Below are 23,734 nucleotides of genomic sequence, written 5' to 3'. Positions count from 1 at the left end.
AGGCCAGGTGCGCTCATACCGATGCGGGGTTTACCGACTTCGAAAAGACTTCCATCATCGCCCTGCCGAATTGCGGCATGTCGGACCACCCGCGGCAGGAGACGAGGTTGCCGTCCACGACGTCGGGAGCGTCGATGACCGTCGCGCCCGCGTTCTCCATGTCGCCGGTGATGGGTGGGAAGCAGGCCGTCTTTCGACCCTTCAGCAGCCCGTACACCGCTGGCACCTGCGCGCCGTGGCACACCAGCGCGATGGGAAGGTTGCTCGCGAAGAAGTGCTCGGTGATGCGCCTGACGTCGGCGTCGACCCGGATCCACTCAGGGGCACGTCCCCCGGGGATGATGAGGGCGTCATAGCGCTCCACGTCGACCTCGGACCAGGGCACGTCGACCGGCAGCTTCCGGCCGTCCTTCTCCACGTAGGCGTCGGAGTCGGGGTCGAACTCGTGGATGACCAGTTGCACGTCACGCAGCGTCCGTGACGAGACGTCAACGTCCCAGCCGCCCTCCTGCACGCGGTAGTAGGGGTACATGGTGTCGAGTTCCTCGGCGGCGTCGCCGGTCAGGAGCAGCGCTCTCGGCATCTGCTTCTCCTCGCATCTGGGGACGGGCGAGATAGATCCAATACGATCCGATCCGGTAGAGCCAGCATTCCTCGGCCCAGCCCACCCGTCAAGCCTCTACCGCCACACCATTCACGTCCTTGACTTCGTCAAACAACCGTCGAAAACGCTCGCCGGAGCGCAAAATGTGCCGACGCATCGCGTAGGCGGCGGCGTCGGGGTCACGCGCGGCGATCGCGGCCACCACTTCCTCGTGCTCGGCCATGGCCAAGTGCGTGACCTGGGTGTCGTGGTGCAGCCGGAAGAGGTGCACGTGGCTGTGCAGACGAGCGAGCGCTTCCCGGATGACCTGGTTCTCCGCGCTCAGCGCAATGAGATCGTGAAAAGCGGCGTCACGTAGACCGAAGGCACCATAGGCCGCAGCACCGCCGCCGCCCTCCAACTCCGCCATCTCCTCCAGCATTCGCCGCAGGCCGGCCACCTGCTGCAAGGATGCGCGTTCGGCGGATCTGCGCGCCGCTGCCGGCTCGAGGAGCAGGCGGACCTCAAGCATGTCCTCGAATCGGTGACGGGTTATCTGGGGGGGAATGCGGTAGCCGGCATGGGGCACCCGCACGACCAGGCCCTCGGCCTCCATGCGGTTCAGGGCGTCTCGGATCGGCGTCTGCGAGACCCCCAGCTCTCGCGCCAGGACGTCGATCGTGACGCGGGAGCCAGGCTCGATCCGTAGCGACATCAACTGTCCGAGCAGCGTGTCGTACACCTCGTCGGCAAGCCGGCCGCCAGATCTTCCCGGCGGCATTCCGCCCGTCACGGCCCTGCGGCCCCGCGCAATCATCGCATCGTCGTCCATCGTGACCTGAGGTCCTTTCTTGCGTCTTCGGGAACCTGTTGACATCAGTCACAACGCTGCGACATGCTGGCGCCCTCACTAGATCGTATAGGAAATGTGGCGAGCGCCCGCCATCCTGCACCGTCGCGAACCGCCCGCGACCGGCTCCACTTCGATCACCTGAAGCTCCCAGAGCGTGCTCGACATCCTGCTCGGTTCGGCAACTGCTAGGCGAAGCACAAAGCGAGGCCATAGAAGTCCCCACCCAGAAAGCAGGCGAGAAGATGCGGCATCAGAAGCGACCAGGACGATCGTCCGTGCCCGGGCGAAAGGTGCAGCTGGCGACGGCCGCCATGCTGCTGGTGGCCACGACCGTGGCGGCTTGCGGCGACGGCCAGGACGGCGGTACGACGGCAAGCGCCCCCAAGGCGCCCGCGACCATCCCGGAGCTCACCACGGACCCGCTGACTCTCAGCTTCATCTGGTTCGACTGGCCGCCCGCCCGCGCACTGGAAGCCTTCGCGAACGCGGAGTACAAAAAGGAACGACCGAACGCGACCATCAAGGTCAACACCGTGCCGAACGCGAACTGGCACGACGCGATGTTCACCCAGTTCGCCGCGCGCAAGACCGACTTCGACATCGCGATCCTGGACTCGCAACACATCGGCGAGGCCGTGACGAACGGCAACATCCTCGACATCACCGACTTCGTCAAGAACAACATCGACGTCACGGCCTACAACCCGTACCTCCTGGCTGCCTACGGCCAGTACCCCCAGGCGGAGACCGGCAAGCGCGACGAAAACGCCAGCCTGTACGGGCTGCCGCTGCTCGGCGACACCTGGACGATGATCTACCGCAAGGACCTGATCGGCGACAAGCCACCGCAGACCTGGGACGAGATGATCTCAGTCGCCGAGAGGTGCCAGGCGGAACACCCTGGCGTCAGCGGGCTGGCTTTCCACCAGGCCAACGGCTCCGACGCCGCGGCCGTCACCTACAACACGGTCAACGGCGTCTACGGCGGCAACCTCTGGGACGCCAAGGCGCGCAAGATCGAGGGCGTCCTCAACGACGCTGCGGGCCAGGAGGCGATGGACGTCCTGGTCAACAAGATGAAGCCGCTGACCGCCAAGGGCTCCGGCAACTGGTTCATCGACGAGGTCAACGCGGCGGTCGCCCAGGGCAAGGCATGCATCGCGTTCAACTGGATCGCGGCGAGCGGCGGCCTGCTCGATCCGTTGCAGTCGACCCTCGGCGCCACGCGGGAGCAGATTCTCGACAAGCTGGGTTTTGCCACCCTGCCGAGCCAGAAGACGAACCTGGTCCCGCTCGGCGGCATGGGAATGCACGTGTCGGCCTACTCCCCCACGGCGAACCAGGCAGAAGCACTGAACTTCATGAGGTGGTTCGAGCGGGCCGACATCCAGAAGAAGTGGGCCGCGGCGGGTGGGGTGCCATCGCGTACGGACGCCCTGGAGTCGCCCGAGTTCCTCAACGCCGGGCCGTTCAACCAGGTGTACGCCGACTCGGTTCCCCGGATGCGGGACATGTGGAACGTGCCCGAGTACGCGCGCCTCGTCGACATCGAGAACACAGGCGTGAACGCGGCTCTCAACGGCGCGAAGAAGCCGAAGGACGCGCTCGACGACATCGCCAGGCAGCAGCAGGACGTGCTCGACTCCAGCAGCCGCAAGGGCGGCGGCGGACTGTGAGTGACCCCGTACCCCTGACGACCGACCACCCCGGGCAGTTGGCGTCAGCGACGCCACCTGCACCGGTTCGGTCCCGCCGGCTCAGCGACCGCGGGCTCGCCGTGGGCTTCATCTCCCCCGCGCTGCTGCTGTTGCTCGCCATGTCGGTGTTCCCGTTGCTGTGGACGTTGTTCCTGTCGTTCACCGACTACTCGGCCACCCGTGGCGGGCCGGCCCATTTCGTCGGGTTCGGGAACTACACCGCCATCCTGACGTCGGCGCAGGTCCACCAGCGGGCCCTGACGACGTTGATCTACGTGGTCGGCGCGGTCACCCTGCAGACCGTGCTCGGCTTCACCATCGCCTACCTGATCTCCCGGCGCACGCACGGGCGAGGAGTGCTGACCACCCTGTTCCTGGTCCCGATGATGCTGTCGCCGGTGGTGGTCGGGCTGTTCTGGCGATTCATGCTCGACGCGCAGTTCGGCGTGATCAACAGCATGCTCGGCTCGCTCGGCCTGGGGCAGGTGGAGTGGCTCACCCGGCAGCGAACGGCACTGATCTCCCTGATCGTGGTCGACACCTGGCAATGGACGCCGTTCATCATGCTCATCGCACTCGCGGGCCTCACCGCGATCCCCAAGTACCTGTACGAGGCCGCCTCGATCGACCGGGCGTCCGAGTGGTTCCGGTTCCGCACCATCACTCTTCCGCTGGTGTGGCCGCTGCTGCTCATCGCCGTGCTGTTCCGGGCCATCGAGGCGTTCCGGCTGTTCGACCTGGTCTACATCCTCACCAGCGGAGGTCCGGGTGTCTCCACCGAGACGTTGTCGTTCCACGTCTACAAGGTCGCGTTCCTGGGCTTCAACACCGGCACCGCGTCGGCGTACGGGATCCTCATGGTCCTCGTCGTCATCGTCCTCACGCAGATCTACCTGCGCTACCTGAACAAGCTCAAGGAGGGCTGATGGCCGTCTCCGTCGACGAGGCCGTGTCCACCGGCCCGGCCCGGGATCACCCGCCACCCGCGCGCCGCCTCGGCGGCCGGAGCCGCTCCGTGCTGGAGGTCGCGCTGCTGACCGTGCTGGCCGTCGTGATGCTCTTCCCGGTGCTGTGGATGATCGAGACGTCCATCAAGGAGAACCGCGACGTCTACGCCGTCCCCGCCGAGTTCTTCGGCTTCACGGTCACCATGGACCATTTCAAGGACGTGTTCGTCGGCCCCGACGGCGGTCGCTCGGCCCTGTCCGTCGCGTTCCTCAACTCCATCCTGGTCGCCGGGGCCTCCACGGTGCTGGCCACCGTGCTGGGGGTCCCGGCGGCCTGGGCCTACTCGCGCTTCGCTGTGAAGGCCAAGAAGGACCAACTGTTCTTCATCCTGTCCACCCGCTTCATGCCGCCCGTGGTGGTGGTGATCCCGATCTTCCTCATGTACCGCCAGGTCGGACTCATCGACACCAAGCTCGGCCTGATCCTCATCTACGCCGCGTACAACCTTCCGTTCACGATCTGGATGATGAAGGGGTTCGTCGACGAGGTGCCCGCGGAGTACGAGGATGCCGCCATGCTCGACGGCTACACCCGTCTGCAGGCGTTCCGGCGATTCACCCTGCCCCTGCTCGTGCCCGGCATCGCCGCGACGGCGGTCTTCGCGCTCATCTTCTCGTGGAACGAGTTCGTGTTCGCCATCTTCCTCACCTCCAGCGACAGCGTGCGGACGGCCCCACCCGCCATCGCCGGCCTCATCGGTGGCACGACTGTGGACTGGGGTCTCGTGGCCGCCGCCTCCGTGGTGTTCGCCCTACCGGTGCTCGTCTTCGCCTACCTGGTGCGCAAGCATCTCATCGCCGGTGTGACGCTCGGGGCGGTGCGACGCTGATGGCGGGCATCGAGGTGACCGCCCTGCACAAGCGCTACCCGGACGGGACGGTCGCAGTCGACCGCGTGGACCTATCCATCGACGACGGCGAGCTGTTCGTGATGCTCGGCCCTTCGGGTTGCGGCAAGACGACCACGCTGCGGGCCATGGCCGGCCTGGAGCGGCAGACGACGGGCGACATCCGCATCGGCGACACGCTGGTCAACGACCTGCCGCCCGCCGAGCGCGACATCGCCATGGTGTTCCAGTTCTACGCTCTCTACCCGCATCTGAGAACCCGCGACAACCTGGCGTTCCCCCTGCGGGCCGAAGGGCTACCCAAGTCGGAGGTGCACCGGCGGGTCAACCAGGCCGCCCAGCTGATGCGGCTTGGCCCGCTCCTGGACCGGCGACCACGCCAGCTGTCCGGCGGAGAGCAGCAGCGCGTCGCGCTCGCTCGCGCCCTGGTACGACGACCGCGCGCGTTCCTCATGGACGAACCTCTCACCAATCTGGACGCGGAGCTGAGGACGGACATGCGCACGGAGATCAAGCACCTGCAGGGAGAGCTGGGGGCGACGATGGTCTACGTCACCCACGACCAGGTCGAGGCGATGTCGCTCGGGCACCGAATCGCCATCCTCAACAAGGGCCGCGTCGAGCAGGTAGGCACGCCGCTGGAGGTCTACGACCGTCCGGCGAGCCTTTTCTGCGCCGCATTCATCGGCTCCCCGCCGATGAATTTGATCGAGGTGGAGGTGGCCGACGGGAAGCTGCGCGGTCAGGGCGGACTGGTCCTCCCGCCACCGCCCGGCCTGCCGCGCGACCGGTGCCTGGTCGCAGGCGTCCGGCCGGAGGCGCTGGAAGTCACCGCACCAGGGGCGGAACGCTCGGTCCCGGCCCGCGTGGTTTCGGCGGAGTGGCTGGGCGACGAAATCATCTACGTGGTTGACCACAGCGGCCAGCGCGACGTACGGGTTCGGATGCCACCGACTGTCCGGTTCGCCGCCGACGCACCGGTCGGGCTGCGGCACACCGGCGGGACCCCGGCGGTCTACGACGTACGCACGGAAGAGCTGGTGGCCTGATGGGAACCGTGGCAGCGCACGGGCTGTGCAAGTCCTTCGGCAAGGTCCAGGCCCTGGACGGGGTGACGCTGGACGTGCCGGACGGCTCGTTCTTCGTCGTGCTCGGGCCCTCCGGGGCAGGCAAGACGACGACCCTGCGAGCGATCGCCGGCCTGGAGAAGCTTGACGCCGGGTCGGTGCATCTGGACGGGCGGGACGCGACAGGTGACGCCCCGGCCACACGCGACCTGGCCATGGTCTTCCAGAACTACGCCCTCTACCCGCGACACACCGTGTACGAGAACATCGCGTCGCCGCTGCGGGCACGCCGCTGTTCTTCGCGCGAGATCGCCGCTGCCGTCGAGCGGATGTCGAGCCTGCTGCACATCGAACGGCTGCTGCAGCGTCGTCCCGCGCAGTTGTCAGGCGGTGAGATGCAGCGGGTCGCCCTGGCCCGGGCGCTGGTCCGTCGTCCGCGCGCGTTTCTCATGGACGAGCCGCTGACGAACCTCGACCTCAAGCTTCGCGTCGAGATGCGCACCGAGCTCACCCGCATCCACCGCAGCCTCGGCGCGACAGTCGTCTACGTGACCAACGACCAGGTCGAGGCCCTGTCCATGGCCGACCAGGTCGCGGTCCTCAAGGAGGGGAAGGTGCAACAGGTCGGCACGCCGACCGAGGTGTACGAGCGTCCCGCCAACCGGTGGGTCGCCGGATTCGTCGGGAGCCCCCCGATCAGCCTGCTCGCCTGCCACGCCGAGGGTGACCGGCTGGTCGGTGCGCAAGGCTGGACGCTGCCACGACCCCGCTGGACCACGGCGCAGGGCGGTCGGGCGCTGCTGCTGGGCCTGCGCGCGGAGGACCTGTCCGTCGAGCAGTGTGGGGACGCGTCGTTGTCGGGGGAACTCTACGGGCTCGAGCCGCTCGGTGACCGAACGGTGGTCGACGTCCTGGTGGGGACGGAGATCCTCAAGGTCAAGGCACGACCCACCGTCACCGGTAGGCCGGGCGAGCGGCTGTCTGTCGCGGTCGACCTGGACCGTGCGCACCTGTTCGACGCGGACACCGGGCTGTCGCTGTCCGGGGCCGGGCGATAACCGCGCCGGACGAAGAAGATCACAGGAGGCGACGCGATGAGTGACCCGATGAACGTCCTGGCCCCCGAGCACCGGCGGCTGCGGATCGGCGACGCCTGGCACGCCGCGGCAAGCGGAGCCACCTTTGCCGTCGAGGACCCGGCCACCGGCAAGACCATCGCCGAGGTGGCGGACGCCGACGTGGTCGACGGGCTCGCCGCTCTGGACGTGGCGAGCAAGGCGATGGCGCAGTGGGCGGCGACCCCGCCGCGGAAACGGTCGGAGTTGTTGACCGCGACGTACCGGGCACTGACCGAACGATCCGAGGAGATCGCCCGGCTGATCACGCTCGAGATGGGCAAGCCGCTCGCCGAGGCTCGGGCCGAGGTGGCCTACGGCGCCGAGTTCTTCCGCTGGTTCGCCGAGGAGGCGGTGCGCGTCGAGGGGCGCTACCGCACCGCTCCCGCAGGTGGATATCGCATCCTCACCGTACCGAAGCCGGTCGGACCGTGCGTCTTCGTCACACCCTGGAACTTTCCGTTGGCCATGGGTGCCCGCAAGATCGCTCCGGCGCTGGCTGCCGGCTGCACGACGATCACCAAGCCGGCCGCCCAGACGCCACTGACCATGCTGTTGCTGGCCCGCATCATGCAGGAGGTCGGCGTTCCCCCGGGCGTCGTCAACGTGGTGACCACCAAGCGCTCCGGCAAGGTGGTCTCCGCGCTGCTGGCCGACAGTCGGACCCGCAAGCTCTCGTTCACCGGGTCGACCGAGGTCGGACGGGTGCTGCTCCGACAGGCCGCAGACAACGTGCTGCGTACCTCCATGGAACTGGGTGGCAACGCGGCCCTGATCGTCTGCGCCGACGCTGACCTGGACGTCGCGCTCGACGGTGCCATGGTGGCCAAGATGCGCAACATCGGGGAGTCCTGCATCGCGGCCAACCGGATCTACGTCGAGGAGCCGGTGCGCGAGGAGTTCACGGCGCGCTTCGCCGAGCGGATGGCCACGCTCTCGGTGGGCCATGGTCTCGACGACGGCGTGGACGTCGGGGCGTTGATCGACGAGGCTTCGGTCACCAGGATCGACGAGCTCGTCGCCGACGCGGTCGATCGCGGCGCCCGGGTCCTGGTGGGCGGCGAGCGTCCGGACGGGCCGGGCCACTTCTACCCGCCCACAGTCCTCGTCGACGTGCCCGACGATGCGCGGATGCTGCAGGCGGAGATCTTCGGCCCGGTGGCGCCGATCATCTCGTTCACGTCCGACGACGAGGTGCTGGCGAAGGCCAACGACACCGAACACGGCCTGGTCGGATACGTCTTCACCGGTGACCTTGCGCGGGCGCTCCGGTTCACCGAGGGGCTGGATACGGGGATGATCGGCATCAACCGTGGTCTGATCTCGGACCCGTCGGCCCCGTTCGGCGGCGTGAAGCAGTCCGGGATCGGCAAGGAAGGGTCACACGAGGGCATCCTCGAGTATCTCGACCTCACCTACGCGGCGATCGACCTACCGTGACCAGCCGGCTGTTGCGGGCGCCCGTCGAGAATCACCGCGCCACCCGACTCGCCCGCCCACCAGGGGCGACGTCTTCATCGCGATGGAGCTGACATGCTTGAGACCGTCCGCGGACCACGCCAGCTGATAGTGGGCGAAGGGGTCGCGCAGAACATCCCACGAGTGGTGGCCGAGAGTGGCTCGCGAGTCCTCATCGTGACCGACCAGGTTCTTCTGGGGCAGCCGGGCGTGTCCGAGATCGTGGCCGCCGTGCGGGAGAGGGTCGAGGCCGTCGAGGTGTTCTCCGACGCGACTCCAGACGTGCCACTCACCGATGTCGCCCTGGCCGTCTCGGTTGCCGCCGAGGTGGACGCCGACGTGATCCTCGCCGTCGGGGGTGGCACAGTGATCGACCTTGCCAAAATCGTCGGCGTCATCCGGCGCCACGGTGGGACGCCGCGCGACTTCTACGGCGAGTCGAAGGTGCCGGGGCCGACGATTCCTCTCGTCGCGGTCCCGACGACGTCAGGCACCGGCTCCGAACTCACACCCGTCTCGGTGTTGACCGACCCGGACCGCGAGCTGAAGGTGGGGGTTTCCAGCGTCCACATCGTGCCCGACTTCGCCATCGTCGACCCCGAACTCACGTACAGCTGCCCTGCGACCGTCACCGCCCACTCCGGCATCGACGCGTTCTGTCACGCGGTGGAGAGCTACACCGCACGGCCCCGGGCCCACGGACCGCGCGACCCGGTGGAGCAGGTCTTCCTCGGCCGTAACCCGATCACCGACCACTACGCGCTCCTGGCCGCGGAGCGGATCGCCCGTAGCCTGCGTCGTGCGGTCAGGGACGGAGGCGACACGGACGCGCGCGCGGACATGTCCTACGGGTCCATGCTCGCCGGGCTCGCCTTCTCCCACGCGGGCACCGCGGTCCCGCACGCTCTCCAGTACCCCATCGGCGCAGCCACACACACGCCGCACGGCCTGGGCGTCGGGCTGCTCCTGCCGTACGCGCTGGACGCGGCCAGGGATGCCATCGGCGACCGGTTGGCCGTCCTCGCCGGGGTGTGCGGGCTCGACGTGACCGACGCCTCGGATGCCGAGGCCGCAGACACCTTCCTCACCTGGCTCGACGGGCTCCTTGCCGACATCGGCATCCCGCCCACCTTGGCGGACATCGGCGTGGCACGCGCCGACCTCCCGCGCTTCGCGGAGCTGGCCGGTGGCGTCACCCGCTTGATCCAGAACCATCCCGGCCCGACCGACACCGCCAGCCTGGCCGCGATCCTCGAAGCGGCCTGGACCGGGGATCGGACCCGACACGTCCGGACGCCGAGCAGCGACAGTGACCGGCCTTCCCCCTGACGACGAGTTCCCCTGCGGTTTTGCAATGAGGTGCCGTTAAGCGCCTGCCGGGAAGTCTTGTCGTACATCACCACACCGCTACGCCTATCAACATGAGATCGTCTGCACCGTCATCCAACCGCGCTCCGGCTATCGGCTGCAGGCCCGCCCCGACCACACCGTTGTCGTCGCGTCGGAGCCAGAGCCGTCCCACCGCAGCGTCGCCGTTACGGCGGGCGAGGACAACACGACCTTCGTAGAGATCGAGTTGTCCGGAGGTGACTGGCTCGAATACCTCGCCGGGCGCCTCCGTTACCAGGAATCGGCGAGTCGCGGTAAGTGCGGGCCCGACGTCCGAGAGCGAGACCCGCAGCGCCCCGACGGACGCTTGGTCGCGCTTGCCGAGGAGGCGGCTGAGCACGTCCGCCGCCACACCGCGGCGTAGCTGCTCGTGATAGCGCTCGTTGCGAAACACCCGCAGGCAGCGGTAGCAGCTGGTTTCGGGGCCGCATTCACAGTCGACGACCCGCTGCAGGGCATGGTTGAGTACGTCTCGCAGCTGCTCCGCGATGCGTCGGACGTGGCCGGCTCCTCCGGGCACGGTGTCATACAGCATGATCACGCTGCGGCCGGCGTCGGTCCGGTAGACCGTCGCGTCGATGTCGTCGCGGGAGATCTCGAGCGCGCGCACCGCCCCCTCCACCAGTGCGTAGGCGACGGACCGCCAGGCGTTGTCCTCGACTCCGATCACGACCGCACCGTCGAAGCTCAGGTCGAGGACGTCCGTCTGATATTTGTGGGCCAGCGACAGGTTTTCCATGCGGCCACGGCACTCGCGGCCACTAAGCGGACTCTGGTGATCAAACCGACCCTCGATGGCCGGGCCAGCGAAGCCACAGGTCGCGCAGACGAGAAAGCCCCGCCCCATCGCACCGTCGCTGATTGCCACCAGCTCGCCCCGGGCACCGGCCCGGACGGTGATCGCGCCTCCGGCGAGGTCCAACTTGTCCGCATAGAGTTCGGCGCCGGGCGACACAACATGGGTTGCGCCGTGCCATGCCCGACGCGGCGCACTGGTGGGTCGCCGGCCGGTACCGCGTGCCGCGACGAACCCGAAGACGGGAATGGCGTACTGACGGGGTACGCCGACGAGGGCAGCACCGCAGGCTGGGCACTCCTGGTCGAGGCGGTCGATGGAGTCACGGTAGTGGCCGCACCCGTCGCACACCGCGTAGTAGCGTCGCTCAAGGTCGCGCCCGGGCAGCCGGTACAGGCCAGCCGACTGCCAGACCAGTCCCCCGGCGACGACCTCCGCACCCGGTGCGTACTCGTAGATGGCCGACGAGAGGTCTCTGGCAAGCTCCAATTGCTTGGCGATTGAGGCGTCCGCGAAGGCTAGCCGCAACTCGACGGTGTCAACGGGAAATCCGTACTTTGGCAGGACGTTTCGGTTGGCGAGCAGCCCGAGTAGCTCTCGGCGAGTGATCGTGTTCATCACGCGGCCGTACCGCGCGGCCTTGTCATCCTGGCGAGCGGCGAAGGCCTCCTGTCGCTTCTGCTCGTACGTCTCGACATCCTGCTGCAACTCGGCCCGGACCGATTCCAGCAGGTCGATCAGATGCTCGACCCACCCTTCGGAGTTGACGCCGATGATGTCGTGCACCTCGGCCGGCAGCACCTGCCGCAGCGAGTCGGTGACCTGCGGAGGTACTGGGTTAAGGAAATCCCGGACCAACGTGACCGGGGCGATCCCGTCCTCACCCGGCAGAAAGAAATCTCCTGCCGTACGCCAGATGGTGCCGTGGGTCCGAAACTGGTGCCGAAAGAACGCAGCGAGCGCGACCGAGTGGCCATGCCGCCGATCGATTCGCACGTTGGTCAGGGGCACGTACGGCGCCCGTACCTCCCCGGCGATCATCCGGTCGGGCTCGGCGAAGCGGGAGAGGTCATGCGAGCGGCGCTGGGCATAGGTGAGAACGAGCGCGGCCGAATCGGTTCGGCGGCCGGCCCGGCCAGCCCGCTGGACATAGTTCGCGGTGGTGGGAGGCATGTTGCGCAGCATGACTGCTTGTAGCTCCCCGACGTCGACACCGAGTTCGAACGTGGTGGAGCAGGAGAGGGCGTTGACTTCGCCACGGACGAACTGCTGCTGGATTTCGGCGGCTCGTTCGCTGGTCCACTGGGCGGTGTGTTCGAGTACGCGCAGCGGCACCGGGTTCATGTCCCGGTAGACGTGGCGGTAGTGGTCCGGGTCGGTGTCCACAGCAGGGGGCGTCCAGGATTCGAGGTCGCCGGTGCAGGCCATGGTGGGGCAGGTGGCGCGGACGTTGAACGGGGTGAGCTTGCGGCACCGGGCGCACTGCCACACAGCCAGGCCGTCAGCCGTGGGCGTACAGGTAATCAGGGCGGGGTCGAGTTGATGGACCTGCCCGATGCCCGGCTCGGTGCCAGCGATCAGCCACTCGGCCTGTGGCCCCTTGGTCAATAGGCGCCACACGCCCTCGAGCAGTTGAAGCGGGTCCGCCTGCTGGCCGAGCCTGGTGAGCACTCTGGCTACGAAGTCGGTCCGCCGGTTGGTGCCCTTGGTCGGCAACCAGCTGAGCACCTTGCGGCGCGGGTCGGAGCCAGTGCCGCGTACGTAGATCGGGCCGAGCCGCGGCTGGAACGCCTCGTCGCGCGGGTCCACGCCGTCTAGGGCGGCGACGGCACCCTGGAGCCGGATCGAGCGGATCAGTTCACCGAGCAGCGCCCAGGCTTCCTCGTCGGTGAGGCCGAGGGCGAGCAGTGGCTGGGGTGGCCGCCAGGCGGGATCGCGGGACATGTCCCAGGCAACCAGTCCCCTGCCTTCCAGTGAGTTGCGCTCGTCGACGCCGACGGCTTCCACCTGCGCCCAGAGGGCGACCTGCCGTTCCCGTGCCTGTCGACTCTGCCGCCGTTCAAAGATGCCGTAACGGTCAGCGGCCCGGGAGGTGTGGTAGACAACGTCCTCGAGGCGTACTTCGCCACCGCCTGCTGCGGCGGCGACGGCGCCCTCGTGCAGCAGCCGCCGGCGCTGCACTCGCTCGTAGGAGTCTTCAAGGTAGGGCGCGAAGTACGCCGCAGACTGCCGACTGTCGCTGAACAGCAACAGCTTGCGCCCGCCGCCTCGCAGGCCGCGTTGGACGGGATCGGTGGCCACGGGAAGCTTCTGATAGAGGGCGGTCGCCAGGACCGAGGCGGAGGCTTCGTTGCCGCTGGCGAAGAGCCGGATCAGGCCGGCTCCCCGTCCCCCGCATGCGAGGCATGCCGTGAGCTCGTCGCTGCGCTGCCGTAAGAAACGCACGGCGCGCATGGTGCCGTCCGGGCAACGCGGGCAGGTGGTCGCCTTACCGATCTGGAACACCCCGCACCGGATGCACAGCGCGCCCAGCTCGCCGGCGGTTTGGGCGGTGCCACTGAACATCTCCTCGTCCTCGTCGGTCGCCACTTCGTCGACCAGCGCCATCCACACCTGCTGCTCGTCGCGTGAGCGGCGGGACCGAAACACTGAGAAGGTACCGACCCGCTCCAGCGTGCCCATGAGATAGACGGTCCCGCAGCGGCGGCAGGTGCCGAACTCGAAGGCAGCGTCGCCACACCGTTCGCAACGCTCGTGCCGGGTCAGGCTGACGTGTGGCCCGTTGGCTCCGAGGCAGGCGAAGGCTCCTTCCGTCGCACGGGCGAAGAGGTGATAGCGAGCAGACAGCACCGGAGTGCCGGCCTTGTCGTGCACGCTGTTGGCCAGGGCGACCATCGAGGTGGTCTCGGACGCTCCGCTAACGGGGAACAGTGCCTGCGCGACCTCGTGCAGCGGTATCGGCCCGTGGGCGAGCAGCGCCTTGAGCCGGCGAACGCGCTGCTCGTACGCCAGCGCCTCGGCGGGGTCGTCTCCGGCGTACCCGTGCTCGCGGGCGAGGGCCACGACGGCGTCGGCGGGGTTGGGCGCGTTGAGCAGCTTCTCGTACGCCGTAGCGGGCAGGGGTCCCCACTCGGGCCCGGGCGGCAGCTGGACCCGGTCGGCGGTGATGACGTCCTGCCTCCCCTCATCTGCGGGGTCGTACTCGAAGGGAACGGGGAAGAGGGAGGCAGCGAAGTCGACCACGGCTCCCATGTCGTTCCCGACGGTCGCGCTCGTTGCGATGCACTGCACCGGCCGGCCCGAATCCACCCGGTCGACGAGTCGGCGCAGCAGCATCGCCAGCTCGGCCCCGCGAGCCCCGTCGTAGATGTGCGCCTCGTCGACGACAATGAACCGCCAGTGCCCGGCGTGCTGGCCCTCGAACAGGTCCATGTCCAAGGGCCGCAGCAGCAGGTATTCGAGCATGGCGTAGTTGGTCAGCAGGAAGTGCGGCGGTCGTTGCTGCATCTCCTCCCGGCTGAGCAGTTCGTTGGGCAGCGGCCGGTCGCCAGGGTTTTGCTGCTCGAAGACCTCCGCGGCCTCCCGGCGGCTGCGGCGGGTCTCACCCGTGTAGCGGCCAAAGGTGATGTCCGGCGCCTCGGCCAGCAGGCCACGCAGCCGCTTCATCTGATCGTTGGCCAGCGCGTTCATCGGGTACAGCAGCAGCGCCCGCACGCCGGGCCCGAGGGTGCCCGCCGCACGTTCGGCCATCAACTGGCTCAGGATGGGGATGAGGAAGCTCTCGGTCTTGCCGGATCCGGTGCCGGTGGCGACGACGATGTTGCGTCCTGCGGTCGCCTTCCGGATCGCCCGTTCCTGGTGTTGGTAGAGCGGACGGCCCATGGCCAGTCCGGCACCCAGGCTGGCGATGCCGGGATCGAGCACGCCCGCGTCGATGAGTTGCCGGGGCGTGGCGCTTGTGACGTAGGGCGGGGTCGCCTCGAGCAGCGGGCCCTTGGTGATCTCCTGGTTGATCGCGTCGCCGATCGCGGTCTCGAGCGCGGTTGCGAGCCGGGGATCCTTCGGCTCCACGAGGGTACGCAGATAGCGCCGGTAGGTGGAGACGATCGCGTCGCTGGTGGCGAGGGGGTCGAGGATCATTCGGCTACTCCAGCTCCGGTCAGGAGGAACTCCGCGAGAAGAAGGTCGATGGCGACGAGACGCGGCGCACTGCGGGCGAGCGTCGCGTGCGGGGGCAGGGTTCGTGGTAGCAGCCCGGCCGGGGCTGCGTGCCCTCGGGCGGCCAGCCGCGCCACAAAGGCGAACGCCAGCGACAGCGCGGGGAGAGCGAGCCACCCTCGAGTGGGATTGCGGGCCTGCAGCGCCCCTACCACCCGCGGCCCACCGGACTCGACCAGGGGCTTCTGCAGGGCGCGCAGCAGCCCCTCCGCGCTGCTGGAGAGCCGTCCCAGGCCGGGCCGCACCCGCACCTCGAACAGGTGGCGGGCCGCCGCCATCCGTTCGTCGGCGTCGAGCAGGCCGCCGGGCACGACTCGCATCGCCCGCCACACTCGGTCGCGTTCCTCGGCTGGCAGCAACGCGAACACCTCGGCCGACTGGTCGAACCGGCCGACCGTCTCGTACGGGTCGGAGCCGCCAGCGAGCAGGTGCGCGGCCACCTCCCCGCACACCGCAGCGACCTGTTCCCGCAGATCGACTTGGGCGGCGAGGTCAGGGAGTCGGTGAGCCGAGGCGAGCATCGCCGCCAGCGGGCTCGCCGTCCATAGCCGCGCCTCGTCGGCTGTACTGACGTACCGGTCGGGAGGCAGGGCGATCAGCCCGGAGTGCACCAGGGGCGCGACCACCTGGTCTGCCGAGGCGCGGTGTTTGGTGAGCGCGGCCAGCGCGGCGGCGGGATGCGGGCGAAGGAGGCCTGCGGCGCCCCGGACGTTGGCCGTGACGCCTCGGGCGCGGAGGTCGTCCGCGCGCGGGTAGAGGTCGAACAGCAGCGGCGCGATCTCCGGTCGTTCGGGCAGGGCACCTACTCCGGCCAGGTACGCCGAGACCGCCTCACCCGCCGGGTCCTGGCCCGCCGGTTGCCACTTGAGCTCGGCGAGCTCGAAGGCGTTGTCGCGGCCTGGCCACTCCGGCCAGTCCGACGGCAACCACGGATCCTCGATGCGCAGCAGCGCCACGAGGGGCCCCGCCGTCGTGACCCGCGTGGGGAGCGGGTCGCTGACCATGTTCACGCCGAGGTGTACGAGGTACGGCCGCTCCCATGGCGCGTACACCCGGTATAGCGCGGCCGTCAGCCCCTCGGCCCGCACGCCGTCGACCAGCACCAGCCGGCCGCCCTCGATGTGCACCGTGCTGGCGAGGCGTCGAGGTACGCAGCGCGCTGCCGGGAAGTCCTGCCCATCAAAGCGCACGTCGAGCTGAACGAGCCCGTGTGCGCCGACCGTGTCAGCGATGGCCGCGAGCGAAAACCGGGCCATCGGCTGGCCATATGTCGCTCCCGACGGAACGGTTTGCAGCTCACGGCCCCCGGATCGGACGATGAGCCGTGCGTCCGCCGCCCGCGGCAGCCGCACCAGCAGTTCACCCTCGCCGATTGTCTCGGTGTCCAAACGCAGCGGCTGTAGGGACCATTCGCCGCGGCTTCCGCCGCCCAGCCGTTGGATCGCCATGTGGGCGGGCATGACCCGTACGGTGGCCGCGCCGGCCAGGCTGTCGAGCTGCAGTTCGACAGCGGTGTCGGCGGGGCCCAACTCAGTCAGCGCGGGCATGACCGATAGGCCGGGCAGGGTGGTGTCGGCCCGCACGGTGACCGGTTCCAGCCCGTCCGCCGTGACCTCCCGCCAGGAGGGGTTCGACCTGGCGGACAGCCCTTCGGCGAACTCCAACGTGCGCACCAGGCCTCGGCCGAGCGGACCCCGCACGGTGATCTCGTACGCGCCGACCAAGGGGCGGACCAGATGCCGCCACGGGTCGACAGCCGTGTCGTGGCCCACGGAGAGGCTCTCAGCGTGCAGAAGCTGACCGGAGCCGGGCCGGCGAATCCGGACCGACCATTCGGTGGTTACGCCGGGATCGGTCGGCAGATTCAAGCGCGGGGCCGTAGCGACGACTGGCGCGCCGGCGAGGCTGCTCACCCCGGGCAGCGGCTGGGCGAGCTGCAGTTGGGCGCGGCGGGCACCCTTGACCCGCCGTGGCGTCCCATCCCCCAGCCTCAGGTGGGACACCTCGCGAAGATCGACGTGGCGCAGCGTCCAACCGAGCCAGCCGTACGGAGCCGGCACGTCGTACGTGTCGAGCAGATCGCCCTCGCACCGCAGTTCGAGCGGCCCACCACCCTCGCCCACCTGTGGATAGAGCAACCAGACCGGCTCAGGCGGCAGACCGGAGGTTGCCGGCACCCGTCGACCATCCGCAGTGAAGACCAACAAGGGGTCGCGCGGGTCGACCACGTCCAGTTCGTACTCTTGGTCGTAGCCGGCCGGCTCGACTGCCACCTGGCGAGCGGGGCGCACGACGGCTACCGCTGTTGCGGGGGCTGTCTCGCGCGTGCCCGGCCAACGCGACTGACTGACGACCGACTCGACCTGGCCGTCGAAGCGCAACCGCCACAAGACGCGACCGTCCGTTGCGTCGTGGACCGGCGGCAGCCACACCAGCAGGCCCCGACCGTACGGCTCCAACTCCAGGTGAGGACGCTGATGTGTGGCCACCGCAGCCGATTCCCCACGGTCTGAACTGCCGGTCCAGTCGAGTTGATCCGCCGCTGCGAGCGCCTGGGCCTTGGCGATCAGATGTGGGGAGAGCCCGAGTCCGTCGGCGTTGAACGCCGGCTGCCGCAGTCGCTCCAGCAGGTCGACGCAGCGGTCAATGAGGTCCGCGGCGTAGTCTTCGCCGCGCTGGAGAAACCGCTGCACCGGTTTGTCGGTCCCGCTCAGGCGCGACTCGCGGCCGGGCGCGAGCGCCCAGGCAAGAAAGCCTTCACCGGTGAGTCCGGGCTCGCGGGACTGGCGTTGCAGGAGAAGATTCAACAGATCGCCGAGGCAGTACGCGGGGATTCCGGCGTGCATGAGGATCTCACCGACGTTGACCTGCGACAGCCCATGGAACCGGGCCAGCCGGAAGTGGTCGAGGTTCGCGCGGAAGGCCCTCCCCCACAGCGTCTGGTCGACCTGACCCGGTGCCTCGTTGTGGACGGCGCTCCAGTAGTCGCCATGCTCGTACCCGACGGCACCGATCCCGGTCAGGCCGACGACCAGGCACGCGGGATAGTGACGGGTGAGCAGCCGCTGCCGGTCGGGGGGTGCGGTGTACCAAAAGACCCGTCCCAGGGCACGGATGACCTCTTTAGCCTGCTCCTCCGGTGCGTCAATCTCGGCGACGAGCGACACCGCGCGCAGGGCTGGCGCCCACTCGGCTTCCCGAAGACGAAGTATCTCGGATGCGTGTGACACGATCTCCCTCTTGTGGATTGGGGTCGTCAGCGCGGTAGGGCGACTATGCAAGCAAGCCAAGGCGTCTTCAAGACCAAACCCAGGCCCCGGTCTCCGCCTTGTCCGATCGGCCATCGAGGTGGGACCAGTCGGCCGCAACGGTGGACAGTTCAGGGCGGGCGTAGCTCCACTCAGGGGAGTGAGAAATAGCGGCTCTGACTTGGCCTGGCTGGCAGGGCTGGTCACGTGGCGAGCAGGTGAGACCAGCCGTGCCCTCGGATCGGTGGGTCACGGACGCGTCAGGCGTTAGGGCTCGGACCGGACTCGAGTTGGGGCAGCAGTACGGTGACGTCGTCGTGCCAGCCGCGTAGTTCGGCAACCGTTGGCGCCAGCTCGTACGTGTGGTGGTGCATCGCCCGGCACAGGCCGTGCCAGGCGATCCGCGCGGTCGAGGCCGCCTCGGTGCTGGCGAAGGCCGGCAGGACGAGCAGCTGGTTATGCATGGGCCGGTCTGCCACGGACGGCGCAACCACCCTCCAGTAGTCCCGCAGCCCCTGTTCGAGAGCGAGGCGGGTCAGGCACGCGGATCCGCGCTGCCAGCAGCGACGCATGCAGGATGGCGGTTGGAGCAGCAGCGCACCGGCGGCGTCGAGATAGTCCTGTGGCGTCATCATTTGCTGAGCCTTTCCACCACTGCGCGCGCGTCGGTCACCAGCGCAGCGAGGTCGCCTGACGCGCCGCCGTGGGCACCGCGGTTGGCGACGGTCACCACGCGCGGGGCGGCGTGGTGCAGTTTCTGCAGCGGCAGGTGGAGCTCATCGGCGCGCTTGTGGTCCGAGAGGAGGGCCAGCGCGAGGGTCGGCCGCAGTCCCTGGGCATCGCTGATCGCCGCCTCGGTCTCCGCGACCGTCCGTCCCGCTTGGAAGTCTCGGGTACGGATCCGCTCGTGACAGGTGTATTCGATGGCGTCGCGGATGAGGTTGCAGACGACCGGGCGGCGGACCTCTTCGGTCATGCCCTCGTCGCGGGCGATGGTCATCGCGTCGTCGAGGTAGCGCCGGGCGGGGTCGCCATGCTTGTCGCCGGTGACGGTGACCTGGGACCGGGCCAGCCGGCTGACGATCCGGATCCGGGCGTCGAGTTGCAGGTGCCGCACCGCGGCCGGGAGGCGGTCGTCGTGGGTGAAGACGATGACCTGCCGATGCTTGGCCACCTGGTCCAGGACCCTGGCCAGGCCGTACACCTTGGCAGGGTCCATGGATTGCACCGGGTCGTCGATGACCAGGAACCGGAACGGGCTCTCGGGCATGGTGGCGCGCGGGAGGAAGAGCGCGAGGGCGAGCGAGTGCAGTTCGCCCTGGCTCATCACCCCCAGCGCCGCCCCGGGTACGCCGTCGACGTTGACCTTCAGGTCCACCCGCCGGCTCGTACCGGTGCCGGCGAGTTGGATGGCGCCGAGGTCGACGTTGCTCTGCTGACGCAGGGTGTTCCAGATTTCGGTCGCGTCCGCGGCTACCGGTGCGAGCTTGTCGTTGCGGATCTTCCCGCCGGCTTTCTGCAGCCAGGTGACCGCTGCCTTCAGCGCCACGTACGCCTGGGCTGCTTCTCGGCTGGTCTTCTCGGTGTCGATCCAGACGCGAATCTGGTCGGCCAGCGGCTGCCACGCAGCCTGCCGGCGTTCGAGCGCCTGCCGTGCCGCGACCTTGACCGGTTGCAGAGCGGCGGCGAGCGCGTCGAACGCGACGAGCGCGGCGTGGGCGATCTTGTGCGGGTCGGCCGATCCGATCAGTTCGTCCCAGTGCTGCCACGCGACCCGGGCGTCGCCGGATTCCACCCCTTCGGCGCTGAGGTCGAGGGCGAGTACGGGCGGCAGGGTGGACAGCCAGATACGCAGCGCGTGACGCGACTCCCGCTCCAGCCGGTGGGCTTCGTCGAGGCGCTCGGCCCGATCGGTGAGGTGGTGCAGCTGCTTCTGCGCCTGCTCGGCCCACGCCTCGTCCAGGGTGCGACCCCCACACACTGGACAGGGCTGGCCCGGGTGGCTGTGATGGTGCCGTAGGGCGTCACCGATCAGCTTGGCGAGCGATCGAGCCTGCTCCACCGGCGTACCGGCCAGGTCGTCGATCTCGCGCAACGCGCCCTGGAGCCGCTCGACCTCGCGGACCAGGCCGTCCCGTTCGGGCAGGTCGAGGACGTCGAGCTGGCGCAGCGGCACGCTGGTCGTGTCGCTGTCGGGCTCGTCGGCGGTGACCAGCGCGGCGAGTTCGTCCAAGTCGGCGGACTTCCCGCTGAGCGCCTGCTCGGCGCGGCGAGCGCGCGGGTCGGGGTGGGCCACGAGCGTGGCTCGCAGCGCCGGCAGTTGGGCGGCGGCCAGCTTGCGCCGGTCGTCCATCTCCTTACGCGCGGTCTTGAGCATGGCCTCGATGTCGACGAGTCGACTGAGGCCGAGGATGCGGTGCAGCGAGTCGTGCATCTCGCTGGGTCGGCCGCTGAGCAGGCCACCGAGTTCGCTGTAGGAGAGGAAGGGCCGGTACAGCTCCAACGGCTGTTCCCAGCCGAGGTCGGCGACGGACTGCCGACGCTCGCCGGAGATCTGCAGGAAGGACGTACGGTCGTCCAGGTCGGCACCGGGTGCCCAGCTGCATTCGACGCTGGCGCCGTTGCGGTGGCCTTCGATCCCGAGTCGTACGTGGATGCGGGGGTTCTCGGTGGCGTGTAGGTTGCGCCAACCTTCCTGCCAGACCGCGCTGCGGCCGGCCCACCGCTTGTTCTGGCCGGTCAGGGCGAACTCGGCGGCTTCGGCGAAGCTGGACTTTCCGGAGCCGTTGCGACCGGTCACGATGGTCAGTCCGGGGCCGGGTACGAGGGTGAGCGTGGCGGTCGGTCCGATGCCGCGGAACCCGGTCACCTCGATGCTGTTGAGGTAGGTGCCGATCGGCTCGGGGTCTTCGGTGTCAGGCGATGGCGGTGCCGGTCGGCGCGGTGCCGCGCCATCGAGCGCCGAGGCGAGGTCTTCGCTGCCGAGCAGGGCCGCGAAGACGAGGTCCTTGGCGGGTTCGGGCAGCTCGGATTGATCGAGCTGGTCGAGGATGAGCTGGTCGACGCTGTCAGCGTGGGGGTCGACTGTCACGTGTTGCCTCCTCGCGAGGGATGGCGGGATGGAGAGACGGCGTCGCTCGCGCCAGGGCAGGCGGATAGGCGCCGGGCCGGACGTGGAGTGCCTGCCAGCGTGTTCACAACAGACGGGGTGGTGCGCCCAGATGTCGGCATCCGGACAGGAAGCATCGTTGGCGACCGAGGCATACTCGACCCGCCGCACTGAAAGCGATACTAGCACACCTCGGCGTGAAAGCAACGTCAAACCGTTTACACGCCGCAGCTGTCGTGTACAGTGATCCGCGAGCAGGATCATGCACCAACTGACAGGACGTCGATGCCCAGACCCGCCCAGGTGACCGCCGCCGAGATCTCTCGACTGGCCGGCGTCACCCGCGCCACCGTCAGCAACTGGCGGCGACGTCACCCGGATTTCCCGGCCCCCACGGGCGGCACCGACACCAGCCCGGCGTACGACTTGGACGCGGTCCAGTCCTGGCTCGCCGCACGAGGTCAACTCCCGGCCACCTCACCCGCCGACGACCTGCGGACCGCCGTGCGGGCCACCGGGTCCAGCGCCACCACACCCACCAGGCTGCTCCCCCTGGTCCTGGCGGCAGCCCGGATGTCCGACGACGACCTGAAGCAACTCGTCGACCTACCCGATGCACAACTGCCCGCTCGGGCGCAGAAGGCAATCGAGCCACACCGGGCCGAGATCCCTGGGCTGGCCGACCTGACGTACCAATCGGGTGAGGCACCGCTGCTGCGGGCGCTGCTGCGCTGTGTCGCCGACGAAGGGACGCCACGGACGGTGGACGTCCTCGCGGAGGGCGACCTCGACGGCACCGGCGCCAACGGCCTGTACGACACTCCCGCCCCGGTGGCCGCACTGATGGCCGACCTGCTCACCGAGCCGGGCATGCCGTACCCGGCGACCGTCTTCGACCCTGCCTGCGGTGCCGGCGGTCTCCTGGTCGCTGCCGCCGCCCGAGGCGCACAGAAGCTCTACGGACAGGACATCGTCCCCGCACAAGCCGCGCAGGCAGCCGTCCGCCTGGCCCTCCAGGCGGTGGACACCAGCGTGCGCGTCGGCGACAGCATCCGGGCCGACGCCTTCCCGGCGCTGACAGCGGAGGCCGTGCTCTGCGCCCCGCCCTACGGCGACCGCGAATGGGGTCACGAGGAGTTGGCGTACGACTCGCGGTGGTTGTTCGGTCTGCCGCCGAAGATCGAGTCGGAGCTGGCCTGGCTCCAACACTGCCTCGCGCACCTGGACGACGGCGGACGCGCCGTGCTCCTCATGCCGCCGGCCGTCGCGGAACGCGCTTCGGGTCGCCGGATCAGAGCCGAGATCCTCCGCAGCGGTGCGCTGCGCGCCGTCATCGCCCTACCGCCCGGCGTCGCGCAACCGCTGCACGTCGGCCTGCACCTGTGGCTGCTCGAACGCCCACATCCGCAGGCCACGTTGCCGCTGAACGTCCTGTTCGTCGACCCCGCCACGCCCGACCCCGCCACGCCCGGCCCGGCCCGGGACGCCAGGCCCACCGGCAAGCGGGTGGCGGTGGACTGGCCCGCGCTGCACGACAGTGTCCTGACGGCGTGGCACGACTACGACCGCCATCCGGACAATTTCGATCCGGTGCCGGGGCTCGCGCAGGCGGTGCCCATCATCGATCTGCTCGACGACACTGTCGACCTCACCCCGGCCCGCCACGTCCGGGCCACCCCGGTACCGGCGATGCCCGACGAGCTCGCCGCGATGAGCTACGAGCTGCGTTCGCGATTGCGCCGAGCGGCCACCGGCCTGTTCACGCTCAGCGGCGCCGAGCCCTGGCCGCCCGTCGGCAGCGCTCCACTGTCCTGGCGCACGGCCAGTGTCGCCGACCTCCTGCGCGGGGACGCGCTGGAGCTGCTGCGGCCGCAAGCCGAGATCGAGCTCCGCGAGGGGGACGTGATCCTCCCGGATGTTCTGCACGACGGCACCGGCGGCACCGGCGTCACGCGGGTCGCCGACGCCCACGACGCCGGCAGTCACCTCGGTCGGCACCTGCATCTCCTGCGGCCCGACCCGGCCCGGCTCGACCCGTGGTTTCTGGCCGGTTTCCTGGCCGCCGAGGAGAATGTCAGCGCCGCGTCGTCCGGCACCAGCGTGGTCCGGCTGGACCCCCGCCGCCTGCGGGTGCCGCTGCTGCCGCTGGCCGAGCAGCAGCGCTACGGCCGGGCGTTCCGCCAGCTCCACGCCCTGCGCACCGCAGCCGACCTCGCCCACCGCCTCGCCGACGAGACCGCCCGTACGCTCGCGGCGGGTCTCACCGGCGGCGCACTGCAACCACCTGACGTCGGCCAACCGACATCCTGAAACCGACCCGACCCCCCCGGCACCGGCTCATCGGAA

14 protein-coding genes are annotated in these 23,734 nt (G+C 69.2%); 8 read left to right on the top strand and 6 right to left on the bottom strand.

What is annotated here, in order from left to right; genetic code table 11:
* Positions 1-13: 13 nt before the first annotated feature.
* Together C1I93_RS00170 and C1I93_RS00165 are read right to left on the bottom strand one after the other, a co-directional pair.
* Entirely contained in the window at positions 14-583 is a 570-nt protein-coding gene (locus tag C1I93_RS00170) for a DJ-1/PfpI family protein (RefSeq protein WP_111241119.1), read from the bottom strand.
* Between the two features lie 88 nt (positions 584-671).
* Positions 672-1,415: a GntR family transcriptional regulator gene (locus tag C1I93_RS00165; protein WP_111241118.1), complete on the bottom strand. Its 744-nt coding sequence runs from the start codon at positions 1,413-1,415 to the stop codon at positions 672-674.
* 296 nt (positions 1,416-1,711) lie between these two features.
* Here C1I93_RS00165 and C1I93_RS00160 point away from each other — a divergent pair, with 296 nt between their 5' ends.
* From C1I93_RS00160 to C1I93_RS00130, 7 genes are all read left to right on the top strand, one after another.
* Positions 1,712-3,112, top strand: a complete 1,401-nt coding sequence (locus C1I93_RS00160) for a sugar ABC transporter substrate-binding protein (protein WP_223256637.1) — start codon at positions 1,712-1,714, stop codon at positions 3,110-3,112.
* Positions 3,109-4,059, top strand: a complete 951-nt coding sequence (locus C1I93_RS00155; RefSeq protein WP_111241116.1) for a carbohydrate ABC transporter permease — start codon at positions 3,109-3,111, stop codon at positions 4,057-4,059. The genes C1I93_RS00160 and C1I93_RS00155 overlap by 4 nt, the downstream gene beginning before the upstream one ends.
* Positions 4,059-4,970: a carbohydrate ABC transporter permease gene (locus C1I93_RS00150; protein WP_111241115.1), complete on the top strand. Its 912-nt coding sequence runs from the start codon at positions 4,059-4,061 to the stop codon at positions 4,968-4,970. Before C1I93_RS00155 ends, C1I93_RS00150 begins: the two co-directional genes overlap by 1 nt.
* Positions 4,970-6,037 carry an ABC transporter ATP-binding protein gene (locus tag C1I93_RS00145; protein ID WP_111241114.1) on the top strand — a complete coding sequence of 356 codons (1,068 nt, stop codon included), beginning with the start codon at positions 4,970-4,972 and terminating at the stop codon, positions 6,035-6,037. The genes C1I93_RS00150 and C1I93_RS00145 overlap by 1 nt, the downstream gene beginning before the upstream one ends.
* Positions 6,037-7,113 carry an ABC transporter ATP-binding protein gene (locus C1I93_RS00140; protein WP_111241113.1) on the top strand — a complete coding sequence of 359 codons (1,077 nt, stop codon included), beginning with the start codon at positions 6,037-6,039 and terminating at the stop codon, positions 7,111-7,113. Before C1I93_RS00145 ends, C1I93_RS00140 begins: the two co-directional genes overlap by 1 nt.
* A 36-nt stretch (positions 7,114-7,149) precedes the next feature.
* Positions 7,150-8,610: an NAD-dependent succinate-semialdehyde dehydrogenase gene (locus C1I93_RS00135; RefSeq protein ID WP_111241112.1), complete on the top strand. Its 1,461-nt coding sequence runs from the start codon at positions 7,150-7,152 to the stop codon at positions 8,608-8,610.
* Between the two features lie 93 nt (positions 8,611-8,703).
* Positions 8,704-9,957 (top strand): iron-containing alcohol dehydrogenase, encoded by a 1,254-nt coding sequence (locus C1I93_RS00130; RefSeq protein ID WP_111241111.1) that lies wholly within the window; start codon positions 8,704-8,706, stop codon positions 9,955-9,957.
* Between the two features lie 67 nt (positions 9,958-10,024).
* On the opposite strand, the gene C1I93_RS00125 is transcribed toward C1I93_RS00130, so the two are convergent.
* The 4 genes from C1I93_RS00125 to C1I93_RS00110 all read right to left on the bottom strand — a co-directional run bounded on the left by C1I93_RS00125 (position 10,025) and on the right by C1I93_RS00110 (position 21,370).
* On the bottom strand, positions 10,025-14,953 hold the full coding sequence (locus C1I93_RS00125; protein WP_111241110.1) for a DEAD/DEAH box helicase: 4,929 nt from the start codon (positions 14,951-14,953) through the stop codon (positions 10,025-10,027).
* On the bottom strand, positions 14,950-18,261 hold the full coding sequence (locus C1I93_RS00120; RefSeq protein WP_146603390.1) for a hypothetical protein: 3,312 nt from the start codon (positions 18,259-18,261) through the stop codon (positions 14,950-14,952). The genes C1I93_RS00125 and C1I93_RS00120 overlap by 4 nt, the downstream gene beginning before the upstream one ends.
* 278 nt (positions 18,262-18,539) lie before the next feature.
* Complete coding sequence (locus C1I93_RS00115) at positions 18,540-18,914, bottom strand: hypothetical protein (protein WP_146603389.1); 375 nt, start codon at positions 18,912-18,914, stop codon at positions 18,540-18,542.
* Positions 18,911-21,370: an AAA family ATPase gene (locus C1I93_RS00110; RefSeq protein WP_181444941.1), complete on the bottom strand. Its 2,460-nt coding sequence runs from the start codon at positions 21,368-21,370 to the stop codon at positions 18,911-18,913. The genes C1I93_RS00115 and C1I93_RS00110 overlap by 4 nt, the downstream gene beginning before the upstream one ends.
* 303 nt (positions 21,371-21,673) lie before the next feature.
* Between C1I93_RS00110 and C1I93_RS00105 the strand changes: the two genes are divergently transcribed.
* Positions 21,674-23,698, top strand: a complete 2,025-nt coding sequence (locus C1I93_RS00105; protein WP_181444940.1) for an N-6 DNA methylase — start codon at positions 21,674-21,676, stop codon at positions 23,696-23,698.
* The last annotated feature ends 36 nt before the right edge of the window (positions 23,699-23,734 follow it).

Origin of the sequence: Micromonospora endophytica (assembly GCF_003236305.1) — a bacterium.
In the GTDB taxonomy this organism is placed as follows: domain Bacteria; phylum Actinomycetota; class Actinomycetes; order Mycobacteriales; family Micromonosporaceae; genus Micromonospora; species Micromonospora endophytica.
Note: the sequence above shows the minus strand (reverse complement) of the source record. Positions and strands in the feature narration are given on the sequence as shown.